23 protein-coding genes and 1 tRNA gene are annotated in these 23,252 nt (G+C 60.1%); 15 read left to right on the top strand and 9 right to left on the bottom strand.

Annotation, left to right across the window (positions count from 1 at the left end; genetic code table 11):
- From RUH64_RS09205 to RUH64_RS09220, 4 genes are all read right to left on the bottom strand, one after another.
- Window positions 1–337 (bottom strand): pyrimidine dimer DNA glycosylase/endonuclease V (locus RUH64_RS09205; RefSeq protein ID WP_313812940.1); only part of this gene is annotated, 337 nt, incomplete at its 3' end.
- Between the two features lie 21 nt (window positions 338–358).
- The gene (locus RUH64_RS09210) at window positions 359–772 is read right to left on the bottom strand and encodes a DUF779 domain-containing protein (protein ID WP_313812941.1); all 414 of its coding nucleotides are present in this window, start codon (window positions 770–772) and stop codon (window positions 359–361) included.
- Between the two features lie 112 nt (window positions 773–884).
- Window positions 885–2,408 carry an aldehyde dehydrogenase gene (gene adh / locus RUH64_RS09215; protein ID WP_313812942.1) on the bottom strand — a complete coding sequence of 508 codons (1,524 nt, stop codon included), beginning with the start codon at window positions 2,406–2,408 and terminating at the stop codon, window positions 885–887.
- 145 nt (window positions 2,409–2,553) lie between these two features.
- Window positions 2,554–3,825, bottom strand: coding sequence for a GAF domain-containing protein (locus RUH64_RS09220; RefSeq protein ID WP_313812943.1), 1,272 nt, complete (start codon window positions 3,823–3,825; stop codon window positions 2,554–2,556).
- 251 nt (window positions 3,826–4,076) lie between these two features.
- Between RUH64_RS09220 and RUH64_RS09225 the strand changes: the two genes are divergently transcribed.
- Genes RUH64_RS09225 through RUH64_RS09235 form a run of 3 tightly spaced genes read left to right on the top strand, consistent with a single transcriptional unit; the run spans window position 4,077 to window position 6,155 of the window.
- Window positions 4,077–4,415, top strand: a complete 339-nt coding sequence (locus RUH64_RS09225; RefSeq protein ID WP_313812944.1) for a metalloregulator ArsR/SmtB family transcription factor — start codon at window positions 4,077–4,079, stop codon at window positions 4,413–4,415.
- Between the two features lie 10 nt (window positions 4,416–4,425).
- On the top strand, window positions 4,426–5,397 hold the full coding sequence (locus tag RUH64_RS09230; protein ID WP_313812945.1) for an SRPBCC family protein: 972 nt from the start codon (window positions 4,426–4,428) through the stop codon (window positions 5,395–5,397).
- A gap of 56 nt (window positions 5,398–5,453) precedes the next feature.
- Window positions 5,454–6,155: a class I SAM-dependent methyltransferase gene (locus RUH64_RS09235; protein ID WP_313812946.1), complete on the top strand. Its 702-nt coding sequence runs from the start codon at window positions 5,454–5,456 to the stop codon at window positions 6,153–6,155.
- A gap of 53 nt (window positions 6,156–6,208) precedes the next feature.
- On the opposite strand, the gene RUH64_RS09240 is transcribed toward RUH64_RS09235, so the two are convergent.
- Complete coding sequence (locus tag RUH64_RS09240) at window positions 6,209–7,153, bottom strand: DMT family transporter (RefSeq protein ID WP_313813052.1); 945 nt, start codon at window positions 7,151–7,153, stop codon at window positions 6,209–6,211.
- On the opposite strand from RUH64_RS09240, the gene RUH64_RS09245 reads away from it, so the two are divergent.
- The 8 genes from RUH64_RS09245 to RUH64_RS09280 all read left to right on the top strand — a co-directional run bounded on the left by RUH64_RS09245 (window position 7,152) and on the right by RUH64_RS09280 (window position 15,983).
- The gene (locus RUH64_RS09245; protein ID WP_313812947.1) at window positions 7,152–8,558 is read left to right on the top strand and encodes a PLP-dependent aminotransferase family protein; all 1,407 of its coding nucleotides are present in this window, start codon (window positions 7,152–7,154) and stop codon (window positions 8,556–8,558) included. The two genes, RUH64_RS09240 and RUH64_RS09245, sit on opposite strands and share 2 nt — an antisense overlap.
- A gap of 238 nt (window positions 8,559–8,796) precedes the next feature.
- Window positions 8,797–10,386, top strand: a complete 1,590-nt coding sequence (locus RUH64_RS09250; RefSeq protein WP_313812948.1) for an ABC-F family ATP-binding cassette domain-containing protein — start codon at window positions 8,797–8,799, stop codon at window positions 10,384–10,386.
- 79 nt (window positions 10,387–10,465) lie between these two features.
- Window positions 10,466–10,717, top strand: a complete 252-nt coding sequence (locus tag RUH64_RS09255) for a hypothetical protein (RefSeq protein ID WP_313812949.1) — start codon at window positions 10,466–10,468, stop codon at window positions 10,715–10,717.
- Window positions 10,718–10,794: 77 nt separating this feature from the next.
- Window positions 10,795–11,382 carry a dienelactone hydrolase family protein gene (locus tag RUH64_RS09260; RefSeq protein ID WP_313812950.1) on the top strand — a complete coding sequence of 196 codons (588 nt, stop codon included), beginning with the start codon at window positions 10,795–10,797 and terminating at the stop codon, window positions 11,380–11,382.
- 164 nt (window positions 11,383–11,546) lie between these two features.
- Window positions 11,547–12,401: a hypothetical protein gene (locus RUH64_RS09265; RefSeq protein ID WP_313812951.1), complete on the top strand. Its 855-nt coding sequence runs from the start codon at window positions 11,547–11,549 to the stop codon at window positions 12,399–12,401.
- A 70-nt stretch (window positions 12,402–12,471) separates the two neighbouring features.
- Window positions 12,472–14,202: an MOSC domain-containing protein gene (locus tag RUH64_RS09270; RefSeq protein WP_313812952.1), complete on the top strand. Its 1,731-nt coding sequence runs from the start codon at window positions 12,472–12,474 to the stop codon at window positions 14,200–14,202.
- A 140-nt stretch (window positions 14,203–14,342) separates the two neighbouring features.
- The gene (locus tag RUH64_RS09275) at window positions 14,343–15,392 is read left to right on the top strand and encodes a glycerophosphodiester phosphodiesterase family protein (protein ID WP_313812953.1); all 1,050 of its coding nucleotides are present in this window, start codon (window positions 14,343–14,345) and stop codon (window positions 15,390–15,392) included.
- A 330-nt stretch (window positions 15,393–15,722) separates the two neighbouring features.
- Window positions 15,723–15,983, top strand: a complete 261-nt coding sequence (locus tag RUH64_RS09280) for a GlsB/YeaQ/YmgE family stress response membrane protein (RefSeq protein ID WP_313812954.1) — start codon at window positions 15,723–15,725, stop codon at window positions 15,981–15,983.
- A 179-nt stretch (window positions 15,984–16,162) separates the two neighbouring features.
- Here the strand turns inward: RUH64_RS09280 and RUH64_RS09285 are convergent.
- Window positions 16,163–16,235 (bottom strand) — tRNA-Lys (locus RUH64_RS09285).
- A 125-nt stretch (window positions 16,236–16,360) separates the two neighbouring features.
- Between RUH64_RS09285 and RUH64_RS09290 the strand changes: the two genes are divergently transcribed.
- The 4 genes from RUH64_RS09290 to RUH64_RS09305 all read left to right on the top strand — a co-directional run bounded on the left by RUH64_RS09290 (window position 16,361) and on the right by RUH64_RS09305 (window position 20,194).
- Complete coding sequence (locus RUH64_RS09290; protein ID WP_313812955.1) at window positions 16,361–17,026, top strand: hypothetical protein; 666 nt, start codon at window positions 16,361–16,363, stop codon at window positions 17,024–17,026.
- 73 nt (window positions 17,027–17,099) lie between these two features.
- Window positions 17,100–18,311, top strand: coding sequence for an MFS transporter (locus RUH64_RS09295; RefSeq protein ID WP_313812956.1), 1,212 nt, complete (start codon window positions 17,100–17,102; stop codon window positions 18,309–18,311).
- Window positions 18,312–18,554: 243 nt separating this feature from the next.
- Window positions 18,555–19,169, top strand: a complete 615-nt coding sequence (locus RUH64_RS09300) for a hypothetical protein (protein ID WP_313812957.1) — start codon at window positions 18,555–18,557, stop codon at window positions 19,167–19,169.
- A 5-nt stretch (window positions 19,170–19,174) separates the two neighbouring features.
- Complete coding sequence (locus RUH64_RS09305) at window positions 19,175–20,194, top strand: inorganic phosphate transporter (RefSeq protein WP_313812958.1); 1,020 nt, start codon at window positions 19,175–19,177, stop codon at window positions 20,192–20,194.
- 112 nt (window positions 20,195–20,306) lie between these two features.
- On the opposite strand, the gene pstB is transcribed toward RUH64_RS09305, so the two are convergent.
- The 3 genes from pstB to pstC are packed head-to-tail and all read right to left on the bottom strand — an operon-like array spanning window position 20,307 to window position 23,204.
- Window positions 20,307–21,086, bottom strand: a complete 780-nt coding sequence (gene pstB / locus RUH64_RS09310) for a phosphate ABC transporter ATP-binding protein PstB (protein ID WP_313812960.1) — start codon at window positions 21,084–21,086, stop codon at window positions 20,307–20,309.
- A gap of 43 nt (window positions 21,087–21,129) precedes the next feature.
- Window positions 21,130–22,269 (bottom strand): phosphate ABC transporter permease PstA, encoded by a 1,140-nt coding sequence (gene pstA, locus RUH64_RS09315; RefSeq protein WP_396276004.1) that lies wholly within the window; start codon window positions 22,267–22,269, stop codon window positions 21,130–21,132.
- The gene (gene pstC / locus RUH64_RS09320; protein ID WP_313812962.1) at window positions 22,269–23,204 is read right to left on the bottom strand and encodes a phosphate ABC transporter permease subunit PstC; all 936 of its coding nucleotides are present in this window, start codon (window positions 23,202–23,204) and stop codon (window positions 22,269–22,271) included. The genes pstA and pstC overlap by 1 nt, the downstream gene beginning before the upstream one ends.
- Between the last annotated feature and the right edge of the window lie 48 nt (window positions 23,205–23,252).

The raw sequence follows: 23,252 nt of genomic DNA on the forward strand, positions 1-23,252 counted from the left end.
AAGTGTTACTGATGTCTTGATGCAGTTTTGTCACCGATGTCCCAATACATGACATAGTTAAATGCATGAACGCGCCAATATGGTGTGCCGGCGGGATGAGGATCTTCGAATCATCGAAATGATAGCCGCGGTCATCGGCTTCCACCCAGATCCCGTGCAGGTAATGCCCTATTGCTTTCAAGGGATCCGCTTGTTCTTTAAACCTCACCAGCTGGGGGTGCCCGGTATACCCTTGGGTCTGACCTGCCAGCACCTTCTGGGCCAACAGCGTTTCCCGCCAGCAGGCAACCAAGCCTTTGACATCGAGAAGAGAGGGATGCAGGGACCACATTCGCATGGGCCAAGTCTATGGATACGCCTATGCGGTTGGGAATTCGATGATTTCGCTGCGGATTAAAAAGCGCTTGCCTTCCGGGGCCTCTACCGAAAACCCGGACCCTCGTCCGTTGACCACGTCTACCGTAAGTTTCGTGTGTTTCCAATACTCAAACTGCTCTTTTGACATCCAGAAATCGATATTCCCCAACAACCGGCCGGTGTCGTCGTTGAGTTCGAGTTCCCCCAAGCGGATATCGGAGCCTCCAGTTCGGAATTCACCTGCCGGATAGCACATGGGCGATGAACCGTCGCAGCAGCCGCCAGACTGGTGGAACATCAGTGGACCGTGGATTCCCCAGAGTTTACGCAATAGTTCCAGCGCCGGTTCAGTGAAGGCAACCCTTGAGAAGTCTTCCCCGTCGATGGCGGCTTTCGTTTCGGTCACGGTGCTCACGACTTGCTCCTCATAATTTTGTCGGCTGCTGCTACTGCCAGTGTCCGCTTTTGGCCACCAATAGTCGAAGAGTTTCGGGGCATATGCCCCGAAACCCTTGTCTGGCTAGTATTTAGAAGAAGCCAAGCTTGCCTTCCGCGTAGGAGACGAGCAGGTTCTTGGTCTGCTGGTAGTGATCCAGCATCATCAGGTGGTTCTCACGGCCGATGCCCGATGACTTATAGCCGCCGAAGGCCGAGTGCGCCGGGTATGCATGGTACTGGTTGACCCAGACTCGGCCCGCCTGGATGGCGCGGCCGGCTCGGTAAGCGGTGTTGCCTTCGCGGCTCCATACTCCAGCGCCCAAACCGTAGAGGGTGTCATTGGCGATAGAGATCGCGTCGTCGTAGTCCTTGAACTTGGCCACCGCGACCACCGGGCCGAAAATCTCCTCTTGGAAGATGCGCATGTTGTTGGTGCCTTCGAAGATGGTCGGCTGGACGTAGTACCCCTGGGCCAGGTCACCACCCAAATCTGCACGGGCGCCGCCGGTGAGCACCTTGGCGCCCTCGGCCTTGCCGATGTCCAGATAGGAGAGGATCTTCTCCAACTGGTCGTTGGATGCCTGGGCTCCCATCATGGTCTCGGTGTCCAGCGGGTTGCCCTGCTTGATGGCCTTGGTGCGGGCGACGACCTTCTCCATGAACTCGCCGTAGATGCTTTCCTGGATCAGCGCCCGCGAGGGGCAGGTGCATACCTCGCCCTGGTTCAGTGCGAACATCGTAAAGCCCTCTTGGGCCTTGTCGTAGAAGGCATCGTCCTTGGCTGCAACGTCTTCAAAGAACAGGTTCGGCGACTTGCCGCCGAGCTCAAGGGTCACCGGGATGAGGTTCTCCGAGGCGTACTGCATGATCAGTCGTCCCGTGGTGGTCTCGCCGGTGAAGGCGATCTTGCGGATGCGCTTGTTGGAAGCCAGCGGCTTGCCTGCCTCCACGCCGAAGCCGTTGACGATGTTGACCACGCCTGCAGGCAGCAGGTCACCGATCAGCTCGAAGAGCACCATGATGCTCACCGGGGTCTGCTCGGCCGGCTTGAGGACCACCGCGTTGCCTGCGGCAAGTGCCGGGGCAAGTTTCCAGGTGGCCATGAGGATCGGAAAGTTCCAGGGGATGATCTGGCCCACCACGCCCAGCGGCTCGTGGAAATGGTAAGCGGTGGTGTCGTCGTCGATCTGCGAGAGACCGCCTTCCTGGGCACGGATGGCGCCGGCAAAATAGCGGAAGTGGTCCACCGCCAGCGGCAAGTCGGCATTCAGGGTCTCACGCACGGCCTTGCCGTTGTCCCAGGTTTCGGCCACCGCCAGCATCTCGAGGTTTTCCTCGATGCGGTCGGCGATTTTATTCAGGATGACTGCGCGTTCGGCCGGGCTGGTCTTGCCCCAGGCCGGTGCTGCGGCGTGAGCTGCATCCAGTGCGGATTCAATGTCTTCCGCGGTGGAGCGGGCCACCTCGCAGAAGGCCTTGCCGGTGACAGGGGTGACGTTCTCGAAGTACATGCCCTTGGCTGGGGCGACCCACTGCCCGCCGATGTAATTCTCGTACCGAGATTTGAAGTTGACCAATGCTCCATCGGTATTCGGGTTTGCGTAGATGCTCATGGTTGCGCGACTCCTTCGTCTCTTCCATTCGTACCGGCGCCTCAATGGCTCACCGTGCTGGAATGTGACCCTACTCACGCAAAGGTTGCAAGAAGGTTGCACGCCGTTGCGGCGCCGCCGGGAAACCCGCCGGCCCAGCGGCGAATCAGGCTTCGAGGGCCTCGATCTCCGCGACCACCAGAGAACGCGCCGGAGAATCCAATGGCAGTTCGCGCAGGGCGGCCATCAACAAATGCGAGTCCGCACTCTGCCGCCCGAGACGTAGCAGCTGTTGGGCGGAGCCCCGGTCAAGGACAATTTCCCTCAGCGCCATCTGCGCACGGTAGCGCAATGCCGAAATGCCCGGGGCCTGGGAACGCACCAGAATTTCGGCAGGATAAAGCTGCAGCGCCCGCTCCAGATCCCCCTCTTCCATAGCGTGCCAGAGTCGGGTCAGCGTCGTTTGCAGCTCCCACTCCAGTCGGTAGGGTCGGGCCGCGATGCGGCAGATCGGAGAATTCGAGAGTGCCTTGCGCAAGCGGACCAGCTCGGAGCGCAAGGTCCCTTCAGAAGCCCCGTCGGGTTGCTCGAACAACTCTTCAACCAGCTGCGTGCTGCTCAGTCCCCGTGGATGGGCGGCGAGGATTGTCAGAATTTCAGCGTGCCTCAGGGAAATAGGCCTCCCCGAAAGCCGCGGGCCGTCACTGGCGCACAGGTCAAGGAAATCCTCGTTGCCTTGTTCCACCGCAAGCGCCGGAAGCAACAGCTGCCCTTCAGCCGCGGATACCGCCGCCTGGAGCAGTGGCAGGGAGTGCACGGCGATCGCGTCTGTTCCTCCGGTCAGATCGACCGCGCCGATGATGCGTCCGGTCCGCGGGTTGCGAATCGGCACCGCAGAACAATTCAAATGGTGCACGCGTTCGGACAGATGCTCCGCACCGGAAACTTGGGCTCCACTTCCGGTGACAAGCGCCACCCCCGGCGCCGAGGTGCCCACCGAAGACTCACCCCAATTGGCACCCGCACTGAAGCCAACGTCCTCTGCGTCATCCATGGCTCCCCGGCTCCCAGCCATCCAGAGCAGCGTCCCTTGGGCATCCGCCAGGGCAACCAACAAATTGGCATCGCTGGCGGCGGGCACCAGCAGCTTTTCAAATACCGGCCAGATGCGCTGCAGCTCGCTGCGTTCCCGCGCCAGACGAAGACTGTCGTCACTGAGCATCGCGGGCTGGCCAATCTGCGCAGAGTTCAACAGGGACCGCCTCCACGATTCACGAACGATTTTTCTCAATGGGAGCGCATCGAGGTCATCCAAATGCGATCCCAAAAGCTCGTGCGCCTTGCGCGCTTGGCTCACCGCAGTCAACCAGTCCATGCCAGCTTCGCCCACCATGACTCCAGATACCTGTATAAATTCGCCGTAACGCAGGTCACCCATTACGCGCGTATCCTTACACACTAGGCCATACGGTTGAGGATTCGTAGTGACCGCCCAATCTATGCACCTCGCACTATCTGGACCGATAGGCGCGCCGGCGATGGCACCAACTCTCGCTCACGAACAATAGGTGACTTAGCTACTATATATTTAGATGTTTTATCGACTATTTTCTTTCGCGGTAGAGTTCCTTGAATTAAATCCACCCACCCCCTTCCCCTCAGCGCGCTGCGGGAGTAATATACAACCAAATGGTTGTATATGCTTTGAGCGACGAACAGGTTAACAAGGTCTTCCGCGCCTTGGCAGACGCCACACGACGAGACATCGTGCGGCGGACGTTGAGCGCAGAAGTTCGCGTGAGTGACCTCGCCGCGGCCTACGAGATGTCGTTTGCCGCGGTGCAGAAGCACGTTGCCGCCCTTGAGGCGGCAGGCCTAGTTACCAAGATCGCACGTGGCCGCGAGCGCATAGTCCGCGGCCAGCCGGACACCATCCGGCACGTCCAGGAACTACTTACCACCTATGAGGACATCTGGCGCCAGCGCATCAGCCGGCTCGATGACTTCCTCGCAGATGAAACCAACTAAGGATTTCGCCATGCCTGTCACCTCCGTACTCAAAGACCCTGAAACACTGACGTTGACAGTTAACGCCAACTTCCCGGTCCCCGTTTCACGTCTCTGGGATGCCTATCTCGACCCCCGCCAAATCGAAAAATTCTGGGGCCCTGTTGAATATCCGGCCACCTTCACGCGCCACGACGGCGCGGTTGGCGGCAGGAGCAACTACTTCATGACCTCGCCTGAAGGCGAGCAGTTCCATGGTTACTGGATCTGGAACGAAATCGTTGAACACAAATTCTTCGAGGTCACCGACGGATTCGCCAACGCGGATGGATCCGTGAACGAAGATCTTCCGGCCACCCGTACGGTCTTTAGTTTCGACCCTCACGAAACAGGATCCAATCTGACGATCACAGCCAACTTTGAATCCGTCGATGAGCTGGAGCAGGTTGTCGCCATGGGCATGATCGATGGCACCCGTTCGGCCATGAGCCAGATCGAGCAGGTGTTGATCGACCTGCGCAACTACGCCCAGACCTTCGCCACCGAAGCCCAGCTGCTCTCCGACACCCAGGTACGCGTAAGCCGAATCATCCGAGGCACTCAGGAGCAAGTCTGGCGCGCACATCACGATCCCGAACTCATGAAACGCTGGCTGCTCGGACCCGATGGCTGGCAAATGACCGAATGCATCCTGCCCAAGAAAGTTGGAGACAGCTACCGCTACCGGTGGGAGCCGACTTCCGGCGTCGAAGGCCAAGGGTTCGGGTTCGAAGGCGTGTGCTTGGCAAGCACCCCGCCCAGCTTCGAATCATTCAGCGAGCAGATGATCGATACCGACTACCCTGCAACAGTCAATGAAACGACATTCACCCCGGTGCAGTCCGGCACCCTACTCAGCCTCGTCATCACCTATCCCGACGCCCAAACTCGCGACATGGTGTTGGCCACCGGTATGACCGACGGCATGGAGGCCAGCTACGCACGCCTTGAATCCATGCTCTGAGCGATTCGCCCCACATCCGTCATCGCCCGTAAGGCAAATATGAAACACTTAGAACTATGAGTACCCACAATGTGCGCGCAGGCCTGGACAAGCAGGCGAATCAGGTTCAGCAGATGTTCGATAACTTGGCTCCCAAGTACGACTTGCTCAACACGCTGATGACCGGCGGCATTGTGAACTACTGGCGCAAGATCACCACAGAAGCAATCGCACCCAAGCCAGGCGAGCGAATCCTCGACCTAGCAGCAGGCACAGGCACTTCATCGATGCCCCTGGCGAAAGCAGGAGCAAAGGTCACTGCCTGCGATATGTCCCACGGCATGCTTGCCGAGGGCCGCAAGCGCTACCCGGAACTCGACTTCGTCTACGGCGACGCAATGGATCTTCCGTTTGAAGACAATACTTTTGACGCTGTGACCATCTCCTATGGCCTGCGCAATATTTCAGACACCGAAAAAGCACTCTCCGAACTGCGCCGCGTCACCAAACCCGGCGGCCGCATCGTCGTCGCCGAATTCTCGACCCCTACCTTCGCCCCAATCAAGGTGGCATACCAGCAGTTCTTACCGCGAGTTATCCCCGCTCTGGGCTATCTGGTGTCGCCGAACCCGTCCGCATACGCCTACCTGGCGGAATCAATCGCCGCCTGGCCAGGCCAGAAAGAACTCGGCCGTAAGTTCGTGAACGTCGACTGGAACAAGGTCGAATACCGCAACCTCACCGGTGGCATTGTCGCCGTGCACCGCGCATGGAAGTAACCGCGAGCTAATGGCAGAATTTGGGACGCACCGAGAGGTGCGTCCCAAAATTTTTAACCCTCAACGGACTTTTCCCTGCCAGCCTTGTTTCGGCTCCTCACAGCGGCCCCAGCGGAGAGGACGACCGCCAGACCGCCAAGTAGAGTCGGCCAGGTGAGAGAGTCTCCGAGGAACAGAACGGCCCACGTAATAGTCAGCACCGGCTGCACCAATTGCGTTTGGCTCACCTGCGCCATCGGGCCAATGGCCAGCCCCCGGTACCAGGCGAAGAAGCCCAAGAACATGCTGACCACCGACAAATACCCGAAAGCCGCCCACTGGCTTGCCGATGCCTCAGGAACTTGAAAATTCGTCGCCCAAAGGCTCAATGCAGTTGTCCAGGGAAAGGCCAGTACCAAAGCCCACGAGACTGTCTGCCAGGCGCCCAATTCGCGAGCTAGCATCCCGCCTTCGGCATAACCAACTGCTGCAGCAATCACTGCTCCAAAGAGTAGGAAATCAGCCCCGTTGAGATGGCCGAAGGAACCTGACTGCAATGAAGCAAAGAGCAACGCACACAGGGCACCGACACTCATTGCAACCCAAAACTTTCGACCCGGTTTTTCTTTACTCCGCCATACGGCAACGGTTGCCGTTGCTGCTGGAAGCAACGCGATCACCACAGCACCATGGCTTGCTGGCACGATTGTCAGCGCATAGGTCGAGAACAGCGGAAACCCCAACACGATACCTACGGCCACGATTCCCAGGCGAAGCCCCTGTCGAGGGGTGGGAAGTTTTTGCCTCGTTAGCGCCAAGGCAGCAGCGGCGAGAAGTGCTGCGATCATCGATCGGCCGACGCCTACGAACAATGGAGGCAATCCTTGAACAGCGACAGTAGTCATCGGAACGGTAAATGAAAATGCCACTACGCCAATTAGCCCCCAAAGAAAGCCGCGAGAAGAGCCAGGTAGTATCACTGGCGAATAATCTTGAGTAGCGCTATCGTGTCTATACATGAATAATGATAGCAGTCTGCAGATCACTGCCAAGCTTAAAGCGATAATCAGCAGTTCTGCACCGGGCACTCGGCTGCCGTCCACTCGTTCGCTGGTCAACGAATTCCACGCGAGCCCAGTCACCGTACAAAAAGCTCTGCAGACCCTCACCATGCAGGGGCTCATTGAAAGCCGCCCCGGCATCGGCACCTTCACCCGAACTCAAGCGGTGTCGCGGCCTGCAGATTATTCATGGCAAAGCACTGCGCTCGGATCTGCCCGCACCAGACGGACCTCGGCAGCATCGCCGCTCACCGGGCCGAACGGCGACTCACTGGCGCTTCACCACGGATATCCCGAGCCAGAACTACTGCCATCCCGGCTGGTCCGCGCTGCAATCAACCGTGCATCTCGCAGTGAAACCGCCCTTACCTGCCCTCCGGCCGGAGGCCTGGCAGACCTTCAAACATGGTTCGCCCGCGAACTCGCCGAACAAACCATCGGAGCTGTTACTCCGCCAAATGCCAAAGACGTCATCATTATGCCGGGAAGTCAGGCCGGGCTCAGCTCGATCTTCACCTCCCTCGTCGGAGCCGGCCAACCGTTGATCGTCGAGTCCCCGACCTACTGGGGCGCCCTCCTAGCCGCCGAAAACGCAGGGGTTGAACTCGTTCCTGTTTCCAGCGGACCCCATGGTCCGGACCCGCATGAACTGTCGAAGGCATTCGAGCGCAGTGGCGCTCGGATGTTCTATGCCCAGCCGAATTATGCAAACCCCACCGGAGCCCAGTGGGGAGTAGAGCTCAAGGGACAGGTCATGGACGTAGTCCGTCAGCATTCCGCCTTTTTGGTGGAGGATGACTGGGCTCATGACTTCGGGATCGAATCCTCGAGCGCTCCCATTGCCGCCACAGATGATTCTGGGCATGTCATCTACATTCGTTCGCTGACCAAATCGGTGTCTCCCTCGCTGAGGGTCGCGGCCGTCATCGCTCGCGGTCCGGCAAGGGACCGAATTCTCGCGAATACTGCGGCCGAAGCGATGTATGTCAGCGGACTACTTCAGGCTGCTGCGTTAGACGTGGTGAGCCAACCAGGGTGGAAAACGCACCTACGTACTTTACGCAGCCAATTGCAGTCCCGCAGGGATCTGCTCATCTCGGGCCTGTACGACGCAGTGCCCGAAGCACAGCTCGAGCTGATTCCAAAGGGCGGCTTAAATCTTTGGCTCCGCCTGCCCGAACACATTGACCTCAAGAGACTAACGCTAGATTGCGCCCAATCGGGACTGTCGATTGCCGGCGATGTCAATTGGTTTCCGGCAGAACCAACCGGGAAATATCTACGACTGAACTATGCGGGGCCCCGCCCCAGCGAATACCACGACGCCGCCCGCATTCTTGGCGAGGCACTACATTCCCAGTAGTCGGTAGGTGCAATCATTCGGCTTGCGCAGAATCCCACGTCGCCATGCCGTCTGGCTCCTGCTACACTCAATCCCATGGAAATCATCTCCGAATAGCCAAAGAACTTGTTCCGCGCCCGTCTTCCGGCGCATTGTTCAACTATTGGCTACCGGCAGAGGTTTCTATTTCTTTTCCGGCTGTATTTTCTGGCAGCTCGACTGCCCCCGGTAGCCTCCTCAACAAACAGAGGAGCCGTACATGGCTTTATCACCACCAATCACCCTTCACTCATTGAGTTTCAGCTGGCCCGACGGCAGCACCGCGCTGACAAACCTCGATGGCACGTTTCCCGCGGGAGCCAGCGGTTTGGTAGGGAGGAACGGCAGCGGCAAGTCGACGCTGCTCAAACTCATTGCAGGACTATTAACACCGACTTCCGGCAGCGTCTCGGTCTCCGGCGAGGTAGGTTACCTTGCCCAAAACATCACCCTGCAAGACGATGCAACCCTCGCTGACCTGCTCGGCGTTGCCAAGACGTACCAAGCTCTCAAGGCCATCGAATCCGGTAGCGTCGAGCCCGAAGACTTCGATGCCGTCGGCAACGACTGGGATCTTGAAGCCCGGGTGGAAGTCGAACTTACTGGGTTGGGGCTGGGCCAACTGAGCCTTGACCGCAAGGTCAGCGAGCTATCCGGTGGTGAAACAATGCTGCTGGCCGTCGTAGGACTCAAGTTGGCAGGCAGAACCATCACCCTGCTCGACGAACCGACGAACAACCTCGACAGCGACACCAAGGAACTGCTCTACAGACTGTTGAGAACCTGGAAGGGGACCCTGCTGGTAGTCAGCCACGATCTGGATCTTTTGGAGCAGATGGAGCATACCGTTGAGTTGTACAACGGGCAGTTGCGGTTCTTCGGCGGTCCATACAGCCTCTACGTGGAACAGGTCGAGGGTGAACAGTCGGCAGCACAGCAGGCCGCCAAAACCGCGAATGCGGCGCTAAAGGTGGAAAAGCGGCAGCGCGTCGAAGCAGAAACCAAGCTCGCCCGAACCAAACGCAAGGGCCGGGCCGAACAGCTCGGAGGCAATATGCCGCGCATTCTCGCCAACACCCTTAAACAAAAATCGGAAGCAACTGCTGGCAAGACCCGCGCCCATCTTGACGGAAAAATCGACGCGGCTCAGGAGTCAGTTGATCAGGCCGAATCCAGATTGCGGCAGGTAGACCACATCAATCTTGAACTCCCGGATCCTCAGCTCCCCAGCGGCCGCCGAGTACTAGAGCTCGGCGACGGCGAGCGCAACCACCTTGTCCAGGGCCCCGAACGCGTAGCTTTGGTTGGCCCCAACGGGGCAGGCAAATCCACGCTGCTGCGGCAACTGATGCAAGGAACGCAGGAGGCCGACGGTTTATCCGGGAGCATCTTCGTCAGCCGCTTCGGCTACCTGCCACAGCAGCTGTCGGGTCTTGACGATCACCTTAGCGCCATTGAAAACGTACAAAAGACGGCCCCGAAAGTTCCTTCGGGAAGCATTCGCAACACCTTGGCACGGTTACTGCTGCGCGGGAAGAATGCCGATCGGCCGTTGGGCAGCCTCTCCGGCGGCGAACGCTTCAGGGTGTATTTGGCGTGCCTTCTTGTGGCAGATCCACCGAATCAATTGCTGATCCTCGATGAACCCACGAACAATTTAGACATTGACAGCGTGCGCCAACTAGCTGAGGCGCTCGGTGCCTACCACGGAGCGTTGTTGGTGGTCAGCCACGATCAGAACTTCTTGGACCAGTTGAGCATCGACTACACGTTGGCATTGGATCGAGAGCATCGACTCACTCGACGCTGATGGTCATTGCACGCCCTTGGGCGCGACCCGACGTACACTTATGCAAAGCCCAACGCCGAGGACCGAAAGCACCAAGAATATGTCCTACCCGCAGCGCACAGTAGAAGTCGTCGATTCCGGACTGGTCATCGACCAATCAGCAACATTGCTCTGGAAGGATATCCGGCGAGCGTTCATCTATGACGCTGGATCTGGCGGCATGGACCTGACCTGTGCAGAGTTTCACTTATCCGAGGGCTACAGCGTCGAGATCAACAGCGAAATGCCTGGTTGGGATCACGCATTGCAGCATCTGCCCTCCCAGATCGAAAACCTTGTCGACGAACGATAATTGGCTTGCCCTGCGACGTTGACGAAGACCGCCGCTAGCTCCTAGGCTCGAACGTAGTTCGAGCCTAGGAGCTTTTAATGGCCACCATCGTTTTATTCCACCATGTCCAAGGGTTGACCCCAGGAGTTCAGGCCATGGCGGCCGAGCTTCGCGCCCAGGGCCATTCGGTCCACACCCTTGATCTTTACGGGGGAAGGCTCCCGAAGGATCTCGAAGCCGGAATACGTCTGGCAAACAAAATCGGCGAGGACAAAATCCAAGAGCGTGTGGACAAGCTCTTCAAGAATCTTCCCGAGGATCTGGTGTACATCGGCACCTCGTGGGGTGCCGCCCTGGCCCAGCAATGCGCCCAGCAGCGTCCGGAGACCCGCGGCGCCATCTTGCTCGAATCATTCGTCGATCTGGACGCCGAGTGGAGCTTCGGACCGTGGCCTGCAGGAGTCCCCGTGCAGATTCACGGCATGGACGACGACCCATTCTTCGCCCATGAGGGAGACCTTGAGGCAGCCGAACATTTTGTCAACGGCGAGGGGAAAGCGGTTGCAGAACTCTTCACCTACCCTGGGAATAAGCACCTCTTCACCGACAGCTCACTGCCGTCCCACGACCCGCAGGCGAGGGCGCTGGTAATGGAACGCATGAAGGAGTTCCTCAGCAGGGTTTAGGGGCAGCTAGGGAGGGCACGTTTCACAGTTTCGACCGGTGTGCAAGGTGCGGTGTTGAGAACAATCCGACATTCAGCGCGTGCAGTTCGCCGGATAAAATTGCTTATGTGGTGAAAAGTAAGCGATCTCTTCTCAGTGGCTTCAAGGCTTACTTTTCTCGTCGCTTGGAAAATGAACCTGCCCTAGCCGCAAGGCCGCTCAACGAACAGTTAATTCGCAGCATTGCTGAGATCCAGCGCATTGCAGACCTCACCTTGCGCAATACCCGCATCACCACAGCCGATCAACTGCTTGACCCGGTCTTTGGACCTTCGCTGATCCGTGAGGCGCTGGAAAATGGCTGCCTGTTGCTGTTTATCGAAGTTGCGTTGGGTGACTACGCAACGCTTCGCGACCAACTGGGTGAAGACCTGCATCGAGTAGATGAATCCGTCGAGAGCCCGTTTGCCCTCTGCGCCATCCGAGTAGATCACTTGGCACAGACCGTGCTGGGTCGGACCGCCGAGGTACGAGCAGAGTTGGAAGGCATGTCAACTGTGCGCATGCACTCCTCCGCGATCCGTTCCATGCCCTCAGACATCGGACTTCAGCGGGCCTGTGGGCTTTCCCGGATGCTCAGCAACCCCAAATTCACGGTGTACCTCGTGGTGTTCATCTATTCGTCGTTGCGCGCCCTGCCGGTGGCGTTCATCAAAGAATTCCACGGAAACCTCTTCATCCTGTGGTCAATAGATATCATTACTGCCGTCCCCTATACCTGGGGCGTGCTGACCATGCTCTTTGCCAAACGGTGGCAGATGCGTGCCCTCGGAACGCTGACCACCGTGGTGACATTTGCATCTCCCTATGTGTACTTCTGGCTGCACGGACGCGACTATCCTCCGTTCGTCGCAGTAATCATCGCTGCGCTCACCCTCCTGAGTGTTGGGATGGAGTTCATAAAGTTCCGCCAGGAACGCAGTATGCGGGCCCGCTACAGTAGCGTTGAACAACAACCCGCGCAAGAATTCGCCGCCTAAGATCCGCGCATTGCATCAGCGTGCCCCGATAGAGGCCAGCTTTTTGCACCTTGGCCAATAGACTCGAACTATGAGAATCGACCGTCTGTTTCGCTTTCCGTTCAAGGGCCTGCCAGCCGAAGAAATCACCACGGCCGCTGTTGAGCTGGACGGCGGATTGGCTGGAGATCGAATCGCAGCCTTCAGCAATGGAACCAGCGAAGTTTCGGATGGTCAATGGCAATCATGCCTGACCTTCACGATCTTGAAGAACAACAAAAGCCTGCAGAAATGGTCTGTCAGCTCTCAGCCACCGCTGATCACCGTCACTGCCCCGGGCGTCAGAGAATCGCTGACCTTTGATTCCTCCAGTCAGGCAGGACGCTCCGAAGCAAATAGATACTTCACCGCGCACATCCCTGCTCAGGGGAAATACCCGCGTCAGGTTGTTTCTGCCGGCCGCGGAATGTTTGACTCCCAGCATTCCGGTCTGTCGTTTATCAATCCGAATACCGTCAAGGTCTTATCGGCGGCCAGCGGTGTTGATCTGGACCCGTTGCGCTATCGCGGCAACGTTCTGTTGGAAGGCCTGCCGGCATTCGCTGAATTCGATCTGATCGGCAAGGTGATGCGCATTGGAGAAGTCAGGATCGCCGTCACCAAATCAATCGAAAGGTGCACCGCAACCTCGGTAAATCCGACGTCCACTGAGGTTGATGTCAACGGCCCCAGGCTGTTGGCTGCTCATTTCGGACATTTGCACTGTGGCATTTACGGGACAGTGCTCAGCCCGGGGCAGCTTCATACGGGTGCAGAAATCATCGTAGAAGAGAGCTCGAACGAGGCTGCCGCCCGGGTTCCGCGGAAGAGTACCCCGCGCTATCTTACGGTCGTCAAGCATCAAGAAATCGACAACGGCGCCTTCGCCATCACTCTGCGCGACCCCCTCGGCTGGATTTCGGATCATGATGAAGCCGGCAAGCACCTGCGCGTTCATCTGTCGGACCCGCTGTGGCGCAACTACACGATTACCGGCGTTCAGGGACAGGACATTTCACTTGCCGTGCGGGCTCAGGGAACCGTCTCGCATCGAATGTCCCAACTGTCTGTTGGCGATAGGGTCCTCGCCTCAGGTCCCCACGGGACCGTGACCGCACGAAAGGTCCTTCGGGGCCGCACAGCGTTGCTAACAGCCGGCATCGGGATCACCCCCGCCCTTGGATTGCTGCGTCATCGCGAGTCGGCACATGCGCTCACGGAACTCCGTGTTGTGCACTGTGAGCGCGGTGCCGGAGGAACCCTGTTCTCTGCGCTCCAAGACACCCTGCGTGAAGTCGATGTTCCGTTGGCAGTGACGCACTTCAACACCGCCACGGCCCGTCCCACCGTCGAGCAATTGGTCGAAGCGGTGCGGGACTGCGACAGCGTCGTGATCTGCGGACCAGAAGGTTTCACCGAATTGGCTCTCGAGGCGTGCCATACTGCCGGGCTTGCCCCACAGCAGATCCACCGCGAAACTTTCGCCTCGCCGATACAAGACTTCAGCGAGCTGATCGCAAATTATGAGCCTGCCGACATCACCTGTTCATTCAGTGGAAAGACCTTCACCTGGGACTCCAACGATGGTGTACTTCTCGACTCCCTGGAGGCCCAAGGCCTGACGCCTAGCAGCTCCTGTCGCGGCGGCGCCTGCGGTGAATGCGCCATTACGCTGCTTCGCGGCAGTGTCACCTATCCCATTGATCCCAGTGCATCGGTAGAAGACGGCCAGATCCTGACGTGCATGGCGGTGCCGTCGGAAAACCTGGTGTTGGATCTCTAACCGGTTCCGCCGGGCAACTGCTGTTCACGCACTGGTCATTAGCTTTTTGGTTGCCGGATAAATGCCATCTCTAGGGTGGACACGGCTACAGGGAACCGCATCCCCTGGGCTTTCCCCCACCCTAGAAATGAGGCCAGTTCATGCTTCCACGTATTCCGGCTGCCGTTGCCGCATCCCTCCTCGCCGTCGGGCTTGCCAGCCCGGTTATGGCCGCAGAGCCGTCCGAATCCCAGTTGAAAACCAATGAGCGCAATGGCTCCTTCGACCTTCAGGCCCATCGCGGCGGCCTCGCCGAATGGACCGAAGAGTCCATCGCTGCATTCGGAAACGCGCTTGAAGTCGGGGTCACCACCCTAGAGCTGGACACGATGCTCAGTGAAGACGGAAAGATCGTCGTTTGGCATGACGACCGCATCCAACCCAGCAAGTGCGCGGACACAGCGCCCGTGGTCGCGGGAGATCCGGAGTTTCCCTACGTTGGCCAGCGCGTCGCCGACCTGAGCTTCGCCCAGTTGAGCACGCTGAACTGCGGCTACCAGAAGCTGCCCGGCTACCCTGAACAGAATGTCGCCGAAGGCAACCGCATTGCACAGCTTAAGGACGTATTTGCACTGGTCAAGGAGTCGAAGGCCAAGAAGGTCCGGTTCAACATCGAAACCAAGGTTGAAGACGGCAGGGCCGGCGGCCACGCCATGGAGAAGCTGACGGTGGCGGTGCTAGATGAGATTCAGGATGCGGGGATGGCACAGCGCACCACCTTGCAATCCTTCGACTGGGCGGCGTTGAACCTCGCGCGCGACCTCGCGGCCGACAAGAAAGCTCCGAAGCTTCCCCTTGTCGCTTTGACCAGTGGTGATAAGGCCATGGGCGTAGGACAGCCGGGTTCGGTCCCAGAACTCGGCGGTATAGATATCGACGATTACGACGGTTCGTTGGCCAAGGCCGCCAAGGCCCAGGGCTACGATGTCATTTCGCCGGCCTTTGCAGCTGTCACCGATCAAATGATTTCTGAAGCACACGATCTGGGGCTGCCAGTGATTCCTTGGACCGTCAACAGCCGTACCGACATGGAACGCCTGATGGATATGGGGGTGGATGGAATCATCACGAACTTCCCCACCCGCTTGCGTGAGTTGATGGCGGAGCGCGGACTGAAACTACCCAAGTCATACACGCAGGTGCAGAACTAGACCGCAGCCATTGCTCGACTTCGGCCTTCCGGCTCCGCAGCCGGCGGCTAATGGCCGCCGCCCGCGGCGATTCAGCAATAATTGCATTGGCTTCGGGCCACAGCCACGACGCTAAAACCCATATTCGGCGGCCGCCCGATTTGGGGCCAGCGGGTGATGCCATTCTTCTGCGCGCACGCAACCCCTGCTCACAAAAACCAGTCAAACCATCAGCAAATCCTCAGTAGGCCCCCAAGGTACCGCTCGTTCGATTATGGAATCCGTAGTGTTTCATTCATGCATCTCACTGTTGATGCCAGACGAAATATCTCGATCATTGAGGAGCAAGTCATGGGTTTCATAGGTTGGATTGTTTTGGGTCTCATTGCTGGTGCGATCGCGAAGGCCATCAAGCCCGGAGAAGAAGGCGGAGGCTGGTTGGCTACCCTACTGCTGGGCGTCGTCGGCGCAATCATTGGAGGGTGGATCGGCTCTGCGGTGTTCGGTGTCGGAGTCAATGAGTTCTGGTCGCTTTCGACATGGCTGCTGGCCATCGGTGGCTCTCTTGTGGTGCTCATCATCTGGGGTCTTCTCACCCGCAAAAGGGCATAGTCTACTGACGGTGAGCCCAGAAAGCGCCATTTTCTCCGCTCCGGCAGGTCGGCATCGGCCGGATCATCTAGCGCCGATTGAACCAGTTCGTGAAACATAAACTGTGGTCAAAATCGACCTTCTGGCCGCAAAAAACCCGCCGTTCGCTTGTTTTACCAAGTGAACGGCGGGTATTTTTGTGCGCCCTGCGGGGATCGAACCCGCGACCAATGGATTAAAAGTCCAGTGCTCTACCAGCTGAGCTAAAGGCGCACGGCCTACGGCCAAAAACCATATTACCTGAAGTAGCCGTTCATCCTTAATCGAGCCTTCAAGGCCCGTGAGTCCGTCGCCTGGCTCACTGAAAAGCGCAAGGAAAAGGGAGTAACCTTGTCGCCATGAGAGGTGCTCGATCAGGATCAAAGGTAGCCCACGAGTCGGGGTTTAGACATCATAAACCCCGCCCCTTCGCCCCGATAGATTTCGAACCATATGAGGGCGGAGCCGACCCGGCACGCGTTTCCGAGGCGGCGCACCTTTCAGCTCAGGCCTTCGTGCAGCGGGGCATTGAGAACGAAGATCCAGAGGTGGCGCGCCGCCTCATAGCAGTGGCCGAAGATGAAGGCATCGAGGTACTTGCCGAACTGTGGAGCGAGGCTCCGGCCCATTCGCTGCCCGGAGCGCTGTGGCGGCTCTATGCGGTACGCACCGCAACCCTGAATATGCCAGAGGTGATGGCCGCCCGCTTCTCCGCTGGAGCACACCGCGCAGAGGTCGAACGGATTGTCGCGGGTGTTGCCGAGCCGCCCACCTCCGAAGAGCTGAAAAACATGACCAGCTCCATTCTTTCCGGCGCATTCGACGGAGACTTCGCCCATGCACTGGAGCGCACCGCAGCTTATTGCAGGGTTCTGGCCCTGGGAATGGTTGAGCATGCCGACGCGGCCGACCTTGCTAGCAGCGCCCGCGGTTCACAATTGACCCAGCGCGCCAAGTCCTTGGACAACACCGCCAACGATCTTGAGGTCTGTGCCCGCATGTGGCGCCAGGGCACGCTCGTCTAAGACACAAATCTGCTTTATGCCCGGCGTGCACCGTAGGATGAACGGGCAAGCTTAACAAGCGAAAGGCCGGTGCGTGGAATCGGACAACAAGGCTTCATCTACTGGAACCGTGCGCTGGCTGCTGATTCTGATCGCCACGGCGCTGTTGTCGCAAACTGCGTTGAATCTCGTTCGACCCGTCACCACCTACAAGCTCATTTCGCTGCATGCTGATTCGGTCACCATCGGCGCCGTCACCGCCGCCTATGCGCTGCTGCCGCTGTTCACCGCGATCTATCTGGGGCGCGTGAGCTCACGGATGCGCCAGATCCGCTATCTGATGCTTGCAGGCGTCCTTCTGCTGGCGGTCGGCGGGGCCGGCATTGCGCTGGCTCCCAATGCCCTGTTGGTGGCGTCGGCGAGCGCGGTGTTGGGTCTGGGGCACCTGATGTTTACGATCGGCGGTCAATCCTCGATTGCCCGGTACCTGCCGGATGCCGAACTGGACAAGGGTTTCGGCTGGTTCACCGCCGCCTATTCTGCAGGCCAGTTCCTGGGACCGCTGATTGCTGGCTTCGTGCTCGGCACCGGAACCACGGCAGACTCCCCCGACCGCATTGCAGGCATCGGCCTGTCGCTGTGGATCGGCGCCGCCTGCGCGCTGCTGGCGATTCCGCTGCTGCTGCCAAACTTTCAGCCGAAGATCTCCAAGAAGTCGGCTGCCCCCGTTGCCGGCAAGGCAAAAACCTCGGCCTTCGGCATCCTGAAGATCCGGGGCGTTGCCTCGCATATGTTTGCTTCGCTGACGCTGCTGTCAATCTTGGACATCCTCACCGCCTTCCTGCCGCTGGTTGCCGAGCAACATAACGTCACACCCACGGCGGTGGGCGTGCTCTTGGCCATTCGCGGCTGCGCATCGGTGGTTTCACGCTTGGTGATCCCGCAACTCTCTGCCCATTTCAGCCGCCCCGCGCTGCTGACGGTGAGCCTGTATGTCGCGGCGCTCACCATAGCCATTGCCCCTGCATTCATCGACTCGCTGTGGATCTCCGGCACCGCGCTGCTGATCGGCGGGTTCTTCCTGGGGCTGGGCCAGCCGTTGACCATGACGATGATTTCAACAGCTGTTCCCCCGTTGGACCGCGGCGCGGCCCTGGCCGTTAGGCTCATGGGTAACCGCCTGGGACAGGTGGCGTTGCCGATCGTCGCCAGTACCGTCGCTGCAGGCTTGGGGCCCGCCGGCGCCATCTGGTTCAGCTGCGCGCTGCTGGGTGCCAGCGCCGTGGAGAAATCTCTGCGCCGATGACGTGAGAAGTCGCACTGAAACTGGCACGCAGTTGACAGCCCACCGGTTGAGCGAGAAAACTAGGATGCGGTGTCGGGCCGCTGGTAACCCCGGGCTCCAAAACTCTGCCGCTTCGAGCGGCCTTCCGCCGAGAGGCGTTCCCGGTCCGGCATCACTAAAATTCTTGAGTTCAACTTCAAGCCGTAAACTGTACTGCGTTGGTACCTACCCCTAAAGTTCTAGTCGAATGGTGCGCCGTACAAAGTGAAGTTCCAGATCTTTCCCTCAGCCTCCCGCGGCATTGAGCTGCTCTGCGACCTAGCTGACACGATCCGCCGCTCGGTAGCAGGCGTGGCTGAAATGATCGGCAATCCCGATGGACGCCCACAGCAGCTGCGCGAGCTGGCGGCCGCCGAAGCCGAAGCCTCGGATCTGGTCCACGCGGTGCTCACCCACCTGCGCACCAGCTACATCAGCCCGCTGCCCCGCGAAGATATGTACACGCTCTCGCGACTGCTGCACGAGACCATGGAGCACCTGCGCGGCACCGGAGAATTGATCATGAACGTGGGCTCCACGCCGCTCTCCGAACGCTCCTCGGAGCAGCTCGAACTGATCTCGCAGCTTGCCGAGCTGGCGGCCGACTCGGTCAGGCGCCTGAACAGCCTCGACGACCTGGAAGACAACTGGCTGCAGATGCTGCAGTCTTCCAAGCGTGCCGCCCGCACGCACCTGGTCTGGCTCGACGAGATCGCCAACTTCTCCAAGGCAGGCACGATGCACCGGCACCAGTCGGTGGCAAACCACCTGATGCTCACCGCCAATACCCTGCGCCAGTTCGCAGACCACCTGGGCCGCGTTCTGGTCAAGGAGTCCTAGAGCCGATGACCGTGACCTCGGCCCTGACCGTCATTGCTGTCATTCTCACCCTGGCCTATGCGGTGCTCAACGGCTTCAGGGACTCCTCAACCGCCGTTGCCGCCGCCGTGCGCACCAGGGCGCTGACCCCGGTAGTCGCCGTGGTCGTCGCCGCGTTCTTCGCCTTCCTCGGCACGCTTGCCACCTCCGGGTTGAGCACCGCCCTGGTGGATGCCCTGAACTTCAACGTCCCACCGGGCACCGCCGGGCTGAAGATGGTCATCTGCGGCCTGATCACCGCGGGCGCCTGGGGCATCTACTGCTGGTGGCGCGGCATGCCGATGAGTTCAACCCACTCGCTGCTCTCCGCGCTGGTGGGCGCCAGCGGCGCCGCCGCATTCGTCGGCGACGAGTCCATGGCGGGGGCCTGGCAGCTGCTGCTTGGTTCGGTGCTGCTGCCCCTGCTCATCGCCCCGGGCGTCGCCTATGCGCTGTCCTACCTGGCGGTTATTCCGGCGATGTGGCTGGTGCGGCACAACACCTCCCGCACGGTCAATGAGGTCTCGCGCACCGGGCAGGCGGTCACGGCGTGCGCTTCGGCGCTCGGCCTCGGCCTGCAGGATGGCCAGCGCACCGGCGCCCTGATCGCGCTGGTGCTGATGAACGGCCGCCTGATGGACCCGGGGCCCGTCACCTGGGCCATCCAGCTGGCCGCCGCCGCCGCACTGTCCTTCGGGGTGCTGCTGGGCGGTTGGCGCATTACCTACACGCTGGGACGGCGCCTGGTGAACTTTGATCCGCTGCGCGGCATGATCGCCCAGGGCGTTTCGGCAATCATGCTGTTCCTCGGCTCGGTGGTTTTCCACCTGCCCATGTCGACGACGCAGACGGTCACCAGCGGCATCGTCGGGGCTGGAAACAACCAAAGCTTCGAGTCGGTGGTCTGGCGCAACGTCGCCAAGGTGGCGAGGATCTGGGTGCTGACCCCTGCGGTCTGCATCTTCGGCGGCGCCGTGCTCACCCTGGCCGTCCGGCCGCTGTTCTAGCATGGTTAAAAACCAGCGGCGCACCGTGGTGCGCCGCTGGCGATGATCCCCTCCAGGATCCTCGGAAGACCCCCCTTCCGGTCCGCCTGCCGCCAAGCGGCAGACGAAATCTTTATCCGAAGCGTCCTGAGACGTAGTCTTCGGTGGCCTTCTGCTCCGGCTTGGAGAAGATGGCGGCGGTGTCGTTGTACTCGATGAGCTTGCCCGGCTTGCCGGTGCCCGCGATGTTGAAGAAGGCGGTCTTGTCGCTCACGCGGGCTGCCTGCTGCATATTGTGGGTCACGATCACCACGGTGTAGTCGTTCTTCAGCTCGTTGATCAGATCCTCGATGGCCAGGGTGGAGATCGGGTCCAGAGCCGAGCAGGGCTCATCCATCAGGATCACGTCGGGCTTCACCGCGATGGTGCGTGCGATGCACAGGCGCTGCTGCTGGCCGCCGGAAAGGCCGGAACCCGGCTTATCCAGGCGGTCCTTGACCTCGTTCCACAGGTTCGCGCCGCGCAGCGACTTCTCCACCAGCGCGTCCGCGTCGGACTTGGAGATCTTCTTGCCGTTCAGCTTCACGCCGGCGAGCACATTGTCCTTGATGGACATGGTGGGGAACGGGTTGGGACGCTGGAAGACCATGCCGATCTGGCTGCGGACTGTCACCGGGTCCACGCCCGGGCCGTAGAGGTCGTCGCCGTCCAGCAGGACCTCGCCCTCGACGCGTCCGCCGGGGATGACCTCGTGCATGCGGTTCAGCGTGCGCAGGAAGGTCGACTTGCCGCAGCCCGAGGGGCCGATGAATGCGGTGACCGACTTCGGTTCGATATTGATGGAGACGCCTTCAACGGCCAGGAACTTGGAGTAGTAGACGTTCAGGTCGTTGACGTCGATGCGTTTTGCCATGATATTTCCTTGAAAAGTTTGGGGGTTGGACCGGAGCCTTGGCTCAACGGCCCTTCTTGGGGGCGAAGATCTTTGCGACCAGGCGGGCGATGAGGTTCAACGCCATCACCATCAGGATCAGCAGCAGGGCCGCGGCCCAGGCACGATGCAGCGACGGATCCACATTCGTGGGGCTGGTCGGGGTCATGATCTGGTAGTAGATGAAGGTCGGCAGCGTGGACATCCAGTTGGCGAACACGTTCAGGTTGATGCTGCTGGCGATGCCGGCGGTGACAAGGATCGGTGCGGTTTCACCGATGACGCGGGCGATGGCCAGGGTCACGCCGGAGGCGATGCCGGAGATCGCGGTCGGAATGACCACCTTCAGGATGGTGCGCCAGCGGCGCACGCCCAACGCATAGGATGCCTCGCGCAGCTCGTTCGGGACGATCTTGAGCATTTCCTCGGTGGAGCGGACCACGGTGGGGATCATCAACACGCTCAGGGCGACCGCTGCGACGATGCCCATGCGGGAGTTCGGTCCGAGCAGCAGCCCGAAGAAGGCGGCGGCGAACAGGCCTGCAACGATCGACGGGATGCCGGTCATGACGTCCACGAAGAAGGTGATGGCGCGGGCCAGCGGGCCGTTCTTGCCGTATTCCACCAGGTAGATGGCCGTCAGCATGCCCACCGGGACCGAGATCAGGGTGGCCCAGAAGGTGATCAGCAAGGTGCCCATCAGCGCATGGTAGGCGCCGCCGATCACCGGGGTGCCCTCGGCGACGGTCTGGTTGTCCACCGCACCGGTGACGCCGTTCATCGAGGTGAGCAGGAAGTCCATGCTCATGCCCGGCAGGCCCTTTTCAAGCACCGTGTACAGCACCGATGCCAGCGGCAGCAGCGCCAGGATGAAGCTGGAGTAGATCAGGTAGGTCCACATGGCGTTCTTGCCGCGGCGCTTGCCCTCAACGACGGTGGTTGCCACGGAGGCGATGACCAGGAAGAGCAGCGCCGAGTAGATCGCGAAACTCGCCACGGCGAATCCGGTCAGCGTGGAGGCCGCCGCGCCGAGCACGATGGATCCGGCGCCGATGGCGGGCAGCGCCCACTTGGGCATCTTGCCCTTGGCCAGCGAATTGCGCTTGCGGCTCGGGGGAGGTGTCAGGCCGGTGTTGCTGCGTTCAAAAGTAGTCATGGCATTCATCAGTTGGCTCCGGAGAATTCCTTGTGGCGGGCGATGATTGCCCGAGCGATCATGTTCACGACCAGGGTGATCAGGAACAGGACCAGGCCGGCGGCGATGAGCTCGGCCAGACGCAGCCCAAAGGCCTCAGGGAAGTTCAGTGCGATCTCTGCGGCGATGGTCTGATTGCCGGACTGGATCAGCGAGGCGATCAGCGGGCCGGTGGAGAGCACCAGCGCCACCGCCATGGTCTCACCCAGTGCGCGGCCCAGGCCGAGCATGACCGCCGAGATGATGCCGGGGCGGGCGAAGGGCAGCACCGCGGTGGTGATCATTTCCCAGCGGGTGGCGCCCAGCGCGAGCGCGGCTTCCTCGTGCAGCTTGGGCGTCTGCAGGAAGATCTCGCGGGACAGCGAGGTGATGATCGGCAGGATCATGACCGCCAGCACGATGCCTGCGGTGAGCATGGTCTTGCCGGTCTGGCTGGCGGGGCCTTCAAAGATCGGGATGAAGCCCATGTTCGCAGCCAGCCAGTCGTAGCCGGGGACCAGCGCCGGAGCCAGCACCATGTAGCCCCAGGCGCCGTAGATGACCGAGGGGATGGCGGCCAGCAGGTCGATGACGTAGCCCAGCGGGCCGGCGACCTTGCGAGGAGCGAAGTGGGAGATGAACAGGGCGACGCCCAGTCCGATGGGGGTGGCGATCAGCAGCGCAATGGTTGCGGCGATCACCGTGCCGATGACGATCGGCCAGATGTAGGCGAAGAATCCTTCGCCGCCGGAGATGTCGGCCGGGTCCGCCAGGAAGGTCGGCATGGCCTGAATGAGCAGGAAGACTGCCACCGCGAACAGGGTGATCAGAATCAGCACACCGGCGCCGAGTGCTGCACCGGAGAAGATCTTATCCCCGGCGCGGCCGGACGTCGATGACTTGCTCGTCAAAGCATTGGTAGTCATGGCTTGAGCCTTTGTCGGTTTGAGGGGGTGGGGGTGGAGGGGGTTGGG

This window comes from Glutamicibacter sp. (assembly GCF_032154645.1).
Taxonomy (GTDB): domain Bacteria; phylum Actinomycetota; class Actinomycetes; order Actinomycetales; family Micrococcaceae; genus Glutamicibacter.